The sequence below is a fragment of the Streptomyces sp. NPDC023838 genome (assembly GCF_040639555.1).
Taxonomy (GTDB): domain Bacteria; phylum Actinomycetota; class Actinomycetes; order Streptomycetales; family Streptomycetaceae; genus Streptomyces.
This window is the reverse complement of sequence record NZ_JBFAAD010000017.1, coordinates 162,273-164,580: the sequence shown is the minus strand read 5'-3', so window position 1 is coordinate 164,580 and position 2,308 is coordinate 162,273. Positions and strand designations below refer to the sequence as shown.

Here is a 2,308-nt window from a genome sequence, read left to right as displayed (position 1 = left end):
ACGACCGGGCCAAAAAGGGGCGCGGGGAACTGCGCGACCAGCCCCCACTCAGCCGCAGACGAAGACCGGGCCAAAAAGGGGCGCGGGGAACTGCGCGACCAGCCCCCACTCAGCCGCAGACGAAGACCGGGCCAAAAAGGGGCGCGGGGAACTGCGCGGCCAGCCCACCACCGGGCCGCAGGTGGTCTTGGGCAACGCGCCCGCGCGGCCCGTGGTGCATCTCACCCGTCACCGCACTGCGGCGCCGCATTCCAAGCCCCCGACCCGCCCCCGCCCGGCAATCCCACGGCGGACAGCCCGCAAGGGCATGCCGATGGAAGACGCCGGTCCGCCGGGACCGACCCGGCCGGGCGAACCGGGGGGTAAAGACCGCGCGGCCCCCGAAACGCCCCCGTAAGGTGGCCGTCATGCAGGTGATCCAGTCGACCAAGCTCGCCAATGTCTGTTACGAGATCCGCGGCCCGGTTCTCGAAGAAGCCATGCGGCTGGAGGCGGCAGGTCACCGCATCCTCAAGCTCAACACCGGCAACCCCGCCGCGTTCGGCTTCGAGTGCCCGCCGGAGATCCTGGAGGACATGCTCCGCAACCTCTCCGGGGCGCACGGGTACGGCGACGCGAAGGGCCTGCTCTCGGCGCGCCGCGCGGTGATGCAGCACTACCAGACCAAGGGCATCGACCTCGACGTCGAGGACATCTACCTCGGCAACGGCGTCTCCGAGCTCATCCAGATGTCGATGCAGGCGCTGCTCGACGACGGCGACGAGGTGCTGGTCCCGGCGCCGGACTACCCGCTGTGGACCGCCTCGGTCTCCCTCGCCGGCGGCACCGCCGTGCACTACCGCTGCGACGAGCAGTCCGACTGGATGCCGGACCTCGCCGACATCGAGCGCAAGATCACCGACCGCACCAAGGCGCTCGTGATCATCAACCCGAACAACCCGACGGGCGCGGTGTACGACGAGGAGATGCTGCGGTCGCTGACCGAGATCGCCCGGCGCCACAACCTGATCGTCTGCTCGGACGAGATCTACGACCGGATCCTGTACGACGGCGCCACCCACACGCCGACCGCCGTCGTCGCCCCGGACCTGATGGTGCTGACCTTCAACGGGCTGTCCAAGAACTACCGGGTGGCCGGATACCGCTCCGGCTGGATGGCGGTCTGCGGCCCCAAGGCCCACGCCTCCTCGTACATCGAGGGCCTGACCATCCTGGCCAACATGCGGCTGTGCGCGAACATGCCGTCGCAGTACGCCGTGGCCACCGCGCTCGGGGGGCGCCAGTCCATCGAGGACCTGGTGCTGCCGGGCGGGCGCCTGCTCGAGCAGCGCGACACGGCGTACGACCTGCTCACGCAGATTCCCGGCGTGACGTGCGTGAAGCCGAAGGGCGCGCTGTACCTCTTCCCGCGCCTCGACCCGGCGGTCTACAAGGTCAAGGACGACCGCCAGATGGTCCTGGACCTGCTCCGGGCCGAGAAGATCATGGTCGTCCACGGCACCGGCTTCAACTGGCCCGAGCCCGACCACTTCCGCATCGTGACGCTTCCCTCGGCGCAGGACCTGGCCTCGGCCGTGACGCGGATCGGCAGCTTCCTGGACGGTTACAGCCAGATGTGACGACCTCCGGCCTCTGTGCATGACTCAACTTTAGACAGAATCTAAGATAGGATGGTCTCCTACGACGCTGAAGGAGGTCATCCCATGTACGAACCGATCCGGACGAAGTCGGTGCACAGCGCGATGGCCGCCGACGCGCACGCCCGCATTCCGCGCCGCTCGCGGGAGGAGGAGCTGGACATCCAGCTCTCCGGGCACCTCGCGGCGCTGCTCGCGGTCACGGACGAGCTGGGGCTGACCTCGGCGGGGGATGCGATCGCGCGGCAGATCGCGCGGCTGCGGGGTGGCATGCCGCCGGTCCGCCACGCGGGGCTCAGCGGGGCCTCGGCGGCCTCGCTGCACGACCGCGCGCATGCGCTCGCGGGGCGCGCCCTCGTCGTCGCCGCCTCGCGCGCGGACACGGCGGCCGCGATCCTGGCGGCGGAGCGGATGGATGCCCACTCGGCGGCGCTGACCGCCCCCTGATCGGCCCCGGTCCGCGCGCCGCGGAGGTCCGCGGACCGGGTGCCATCCCCTTGGGCGGGGGGCATGGCCGGGTTCTGGGTGCGCCCCTCCTTGGCCCGGTGTTCGCCTGCGGGCCGGTGGGGGCTGGTCGCGCAGTTCCCCGCGCCCCTAAACCCGCTGTCGCCTGCAGACCGTGCTCGCTTCTCGCGCAGTTCCCCGCGCCCCTGAACCCGATGTCGCCTGCG

Annotated in this window: 2 protein-coding genes; both read left to right on the top strand. The window is 70.8% G+C overall.

Translation table 11 applies throughout. The annotated features are described in order from the left end of the window. The first annotated feature begins 407 nt into the window (after nucleotides 1–407). Nucleotides 408–1,619, top strand: coding sequence for a pyridoxal phosphate-dependent aminotransferase (locus tag AB0G17_RS21800; RefSeq protein WP_361385099.1), 1,212 nt, complete (start codon nucleotides 408–410; stop codon nucleotides 1,617–1,619). An 84-nt stretch (nucleotides 1,620–1,703) separates the two neighbouring features. Next, a complete protein-coding gene (locus AB0G17_RS21795) occupies nucleotides 1,704–2,084 on the top strand; it encodes a hypothetical protein (RefSeq protein WP_361385096.1) in 381 nt (126 codons plus the stop codon). Nucleotides 2,085–2,308: the final 224 nt, after the last annotated feature.

What these genes read in the sequence shown, in the direction of transcription:
- AB0G17_RS21795 (WP_361385096.1), top strand. Translation starts at nt 1,704, where the DNA reads ATGTACGAACCGATCCGGACGAAGTCGGTGCACAGCGCGATGGCCGCC.
- AB0G17_RS21800 (WP_361385099.1), top strand. Translation starts at nt 408, where the DNA reads ATGCAGGTGATCCAGTCGACCAAGCTCGCCAATGTCTGTTACGAGATC.